The sequence below is a fragment of the Shewanella hafniensis genome (assembly GCF_019655335.1).
In the GTDB taxonomy this organism is placed as follows: domain Bacteria; phylum Pseudomonadota; class Gammaproteobacteria; order Enterobacterales; family Shewanellaceae; genus Shewanella; species Shewanella hafniensis.
This window is the reverse complement of the sequence record NZ_BPFD01000134.1, coordinates 1-5,552: the sequence shown is the minus strand read 5'-3', so window position 1 is coordinate 5,552 and position 5,552 is coordinate 1. Positions and strand designations below refer to the sequence as shown.

Genomic DNA, 5,552 nt, shown 5'->3' with positions numbered 1-5,552 from the left:
GATTTTACTTGTTTTGCAGTGTTTTTTAATAAATAAGTGTAGGTTTGATAAAATGCTCTTTCTCGATCTAATTTCCAGTTGTTGTAGATAGATTTTTCAACAACGATAGAGTGAAAACAGCATGAACTTCTTAGAACCATCGAGAGCAAATCTATACAGATATTTGCTTGCCCAGCACTATTTTTAATTTTTGACCATTTAAGTTCACCAACAATCCCTCGTTTTTTCTTTAAATCAAGAACGTAATTATTGAATTCGTTAACTTTAGATTTTGGGACACAAAGTAAACCAATAGAGTAACAGCGGTCACTTCCCGTCGTTCCACTTTCGTCGCCGTATACTAAATAGTCCAATTGAGTCTCCGTACTCTGTGTGAAATATAACGCCTTAGTATTTATGCGCTGCGCTGTTTGCAGGGCATAAATCGCTTGTTGGACTTGGCCGCAGCCACATCCGTGTAAATGGATAGAAATGATGCTATAGGAGTTTGCTTTTTTGCGGTAGCGGTTTTTTATACAGCTTGATGGATAATTACTTGATATCGTTTTACCTTTCTCGTTCTTTTACGCTTATTTTTGCTGATGAATCGCAATCTAACGACTCAAAACTCCAAGGAATACACCTCCCCTCGGAGTTGCCGCAGGGCGAATAGAGCTCTTGATTTAATAAAGAGTGCGTGAGTCTCGCCATGGATGGCGAGCTAGCTTTTGCAGGTGCAGGGACGCATCCTTCGGAAGCGATAGCAAATCTATCAATGAGCACAAGGGGCTTTCAACTCCGTTGGGGGCGTCTTGGAGCATCCAAGGAGGATAGGACGAGCAGTCCTCCTTGGTCGGGTGTGGGGTGAAGCCCCACGACTTTGATTTTGATTAAAGCATTCAAACTACGAAACACACTTTGGGGCAAAAGCTGTTTAGGGCTGATTTGTGTATTAATGACTTAGTTAAGCTTGACCTTGTTGCAACCGTGACCGTTGGTAACATGGCCGCTCTTTCACATCTGACCCATAGGGATACTTCTTATTAAATAAAAAGACGGTGAGTCACTGGGTAAACAATGACAATTAATGCCGCACAGCTAGCTTTTTGCATCAGTTCTTGATGCCGGAATTCGTCATTAAAAACTTGCCTAAGATTGGTATTGCAGTACCTGTGACTATCTAAAAAGGATGCTTTAGTCGCGCTCTCAGGTGTTGCGCTGGACAGGCAAAATAGCCAAAGCATTTTATTTACTGGGTATGAAAGGGCATAATGCGGCGCTTACTATTTGTTTGAGATACAAGGAATAACCATGAAGTACTTGGTTAGCGTAGTTGCATGCTGTTTATTATCGGCCTGTTCTTTTGGGGATGCTGATGTTGAGTTTACGCCAGAAAAAGGAGAAGAGCGCTCGTATCAGCTGTATAGCACCACCAATATCACTGTAGACAATGGTCAGCGTACCGAAACGGTTAACGCCACGTCACATCAATTGCTGCGTTATAAGGTTCTCGAAACAGGCAAAAACAGTCGGTTTCAAGTGCACGTCGATTATATGAACATGCGCGATGGCCAAGGGAGCGGTGTCAGTAGTGGCCAGCGGGCCGATCGTAATCCAGAAATGCACGCTATTTTCTCGCAGGGGTTTGAATTTTCTTTAAATCTAGACGATGGGAGCGTTAAAGAATTCAGTGCACTGAACAAACCTGTATGGCTGGCGCTGTTGGCTGAACGCGGCGCAGAGCTTGAGCAGGAACTGAAAAAGCTCTTTAGCTCATCTGCCTTCCTTAGCACCATACCCGCCAAATCGGGGGCGGTCGTCGCGCTTCCTGCCTATCAAGGCCACGCCAATGCCAAGCTTACTGTATTGCAAGTCACTGATACTCATGTGTTAGCCAAAGTTGAAAGTGGCGGCGAGCAAGCCAAAATATACGGTCAGTTGATGTTAGAACGTGAGCGGGGTTGGTTAGCGCAGTTAGCCTTAGTGGCGGAAGCGCCGTTTGAGCGCTACGGCTATAAGGGCACAGTGCGCAGCAACGTTATTATGTTGCCGCAGGAGCGCCAGTTGGGCGATCTGACACAGCATTTAGATTTTTATGATTTCCCAGCCTTTGAGTATCAAAAACAGCCTGACGTTGTATTGGATAATGTCAATAAGACCTTAACCCAAGATGCTGTATTTGCCTATGATGCGGGCTACTTTTACCAGCAAGATGATTTATTAAAGCTGACTTATCAGTATGACTTTTCAGGTTTTAAACCCGAAGGCGGGTTTAGCTTAACCGATATCACTGCACACAGTGCGGATGGCACAGTACTGCCGCTGCAATTGAGCAAGGTAGGTAGTTATAGTTATCCAGAACAGGATGGTTTCCATCAGTCTGAGCAGCAGAATTTGCTTATCGGTTGGAATGCGCCGAATGACCTCTTAGCTCAGGTTGCTGAGTTTCGCGCGACTGCCCATTATCGCGGCGCGAAATTAGTCAAACTTAACCTGACCCCCGATCCCAGCAAAACTGTGGCCTTGCAGTATGAAGATATACAGCTGGAACTCTCGCCAATCCCAGATAAACCATTCAGTTATTTGCTGAAATCGCGAGGCAGCACTGACAAATCTTGGTTATACCGGCGCTTTGACGGTGCCGAAGGCGCTATGGTGAAATATCTTTCACCGCCGCCCACTGGGCCGGATTGGTTAACCCCGGCAGAGCAAAATATGGTGGCGTTGGCCTCATCGGCACAATATGAATCGATCACACAGTTTACCTTTCCCGCAGCGCCGCCCACGCTGACACTCTATGTGAATACTGTGGTTGACAGTGGTGAACTGACTAAGAACATTCGTTTTATTCCGACTCAAGATTACGCGCAAAATGTCGCCTATCCGCCGGCGCAGCAACAACTGCTTTATAGTGATGATATGTATGCGTCCTATGTTAATCAGCCGCAAGTTACTGCACCTGAAGACCCCGCCTTACTTGAGCCGCAAGTCGTGGCCAAATACGGCGTCAGTTTGCTGTTAACTTCCGAGCAGGCAGCGGTGTGTACGCTCAGTGTTGTCGATGCACCTAAGGTCAACGAGCACACACTGCAATGGACAAACACAAGCACTAACACTAACAACACGGGTTTTGGTGGAGGGCTGGATAAGTTTGTGCTGTACCAACTGACTAGCGCCGATGGGATCCGCCGCAATTTTTACGACATCAATGTCAGCAGCACTTTGGCCTGTACCGGTACGCCCAAATGGCAAGCGCTAGCGTATCAACCCGAGCAAAGCTGGTTGATTGATATCACTCAGTTGCCGAATGTTGATACCCATCAAACCGTGGCCGACTTTATGCGGCGCTATCGTTTTTTAAATGCGCAAAATTTACAGCTAGCTCCTGCTATTCAAGGTGACAGCAGTGATTTTTATCAGCGTCCGTTGCAGCAAGTATTACGTGAGGAACGCTGGTTTGTACTGGCGGGGCGTGCAGCACAGATAGAGCCGCTGACGATAAGCGGCGAACCGGTCAATAAACAGTGGGTTAATACATTCCCTGCGTTACCTTAAGGAGCAGAATATGAGAGTCTTATTACTATTATCTGCGCTACTTATGTCGTTTAATCTGTCGGCTGAGCGAATTTTACTCGACCAAGAATGGCGGCTTAACGATGTACCTGGCGAAGCCATTTATTATCTGGAGCAAGCGCCGACAGAACAAAATGGCGAGTGGCCATTGCAGCTATTTTATTTAGAAACGGATAAACCGGTTTTTAAGGGTAGTGTCAACAATCCCAATTTAGTCGAGAGTTTTATCGTTGGCGATTTCGAGTTTTTCTACCCCAACGGTCAATTGTCTCGCAAGGGCAGTAGCGATGCGCAAGGACATTATCAGGGCACGCATCTGCATTATTGGGAAGACGGAGCGCTTTCGGGAGAGTACCACTACCAGAATGGCCAGTTGCATGGAGATCAGAAAAGTTACCATAGCAATGGTCAATTGCGGGAACTTCAGCATCGCGTGGATGGGGCTGAATTAGGCTTATCGCAAAGTTATCATGCCAACGGCCAGCTGGCATCGCGCGCAAACTATGGTGCGAACGGTATGGAAGGGCGATATGAAAGCTTCTATGACAATGGTAAGCCAGAACAAAGCGTGAATATGGTGGCGGGAAAATACCAAGGTGAGCGACTGTATTGGGCCAAAGAGGGCTGGTTATACACCAAAGAGTTTTACCTGAATGGAAAAATGCACGGAGAAGTGTTGATCTATCAGGCCGCAGATATTCTGCAAGAGATCAAACATTATCAGCATGGCAAGCAGGTAGGAAACCAGCAGCGTTTTAAAGGGCCAGGGCTGTTAGCCATGCAGCAAGAGTACGATAATGATGGCCGCGAAATACAGAATATTACCTATGATGATGCTGGCAATGTCGCCACCCAAACCGATACTCAATATCTTGCAAAAGGTCGGATTAGCACTGAACAGCGCTTCGATGCCACTGGCAAGTTAACCCATCAATATCAGCGTGATACTGCGAAAAACTGGAGTTTACGTCAGCGCTTCGACTCTGCAGGTGAATTGATTGAACGCGATGAACAACTCAAGGGGCAATATGAAGGCTTGTATATCGGTGCTGGCTGGAATGGTTATGTCAGGCAAATCAACTACAGCAAAGGTCAAATGCACGGTGCCTATCGAGAAGATAACGCCGAGGACGGCAGTTTTGTGAAGGGCCAATACCACTTGGGCTTAAAGGTTGGTCAGTGGATCACACAAAATACCGACACGACGCGCAATGAGCAGTTTAATCAACAAGGTCAGCTTAACGGTGAACAGAGTGAAATCGCCGCCGATGGCACGATAATGCACCGAGCATTTTATAAAAACGCTAAGTTACATGGCGCATATTTACAGCGTGGTTTTGATAAACAGCTGCAAGCTCAAGGTCAGTATGTTAACGGTCAGCGTGAAGGCCAATGGCTGCTGCAAGATGAAAGCAGCTACAGCATGGTTAAGCTCTGGCATGGCAACTATAAAGCAGGACACGAAGTCGGGAGCTGGCAGGCCTTTTCCGCTAACGGCCATTTATTAGGGCTGACGCAATATGATGATAAAGGTCAATTGCAGGGCAAAGGCTACAGTTTTAACGAAGATGGCAGCCTGCTGCAAAGTGATGAGTATCTCGATAATCAACTGCACGGCAGGTCGGTGTATTACTTTAATGGTGAACCCTCATCCGAGTATCGCTATCAAAATGGTCAGATTATAAGCGAGTAGCACTTCATCACCTAACCACACAATCAAGCAAAAACCGGCTAATTAGGCCGGTTTTTTGCTTTTTTGCATCTAGTTTGCTTGCCTTGCTTTATCGTCAGGCATACGCGCCGCTTGTCATTAGAGGGGGACTTCTCAAACCCTCGTTTCGTGTTTACTAATTGCCAGAACAAACACAATCTCAGCGTTAAACGTCAATACGCCTTTATACTTCTTCGGCTATCACAGGGGATGTTTTTAAACATGAACAATGCAGATGGGTATACGAGCTAATTTTCAGCTAAAAGCATTATATTCGTTAGTGGTGGAT

The 5,552-nt window shown here is 46.2% G+C and carries 2 protein-coding genes and 1 pseudogene; 2 read left to right on the top strand and 1 reads right to left on the bottom strand.

All coding sequences use genetic code 11. From position 1 onward, the window contains the following. Nucleotides 1–353, bottom strand: a pseudogene (locus K5Q99_RS21160) (DUF3800 domain-containing protein); the annotation flags it as partial. 937 nt (nt 354–1,290) lie between these two features. Here K5Q99_RS21160 and K5Q99_RS21155 point away from each other — a divergent pair. Then, nucleotides 1,291–3,534: a hypothetical protein gene (locus K5Q99_RS21155; protein ID WP_220778045.1), complete on the top strand. Its 2,244-nt coding sequence runs from the start codon at nt 1,291–1,293 to the stop codon at nt 3,532–3,534. 10 nt (nt 3,535–3,544) lie between these two features. Beyond that, complete coding sequence (locus K5Q99_RS21150; RefSeq protein ID WP_220778044.1) at nt 3,545–5,245, top strand: toxin-antitoxin system YwqK family antitoxin; 1,701 nt, start codon at nt 3,545–3,547, stop codon at nt 5,243–5,245. Nucleotides 5,246–5,552 lie beyond the last annotated feature (307 nt).

Bases quoted from the DNA above. Each gene is read 5' to 3' on its own strand.
- K5Q99_RS21155 (WP_220778045.1), top strand. From the start codon at position 1,291: ATGAAGTACTTGGTTAGCGTAGTTGCATGCTGTTTATTATCGGCCTGT.
- K5Q99_RS21150 (WP_220778044.1), top strand. From the start codon at position 3,545: ATGAGAGTCTTATTACTATTATCTGCGCTACTTATGTCGTTTAATCTG.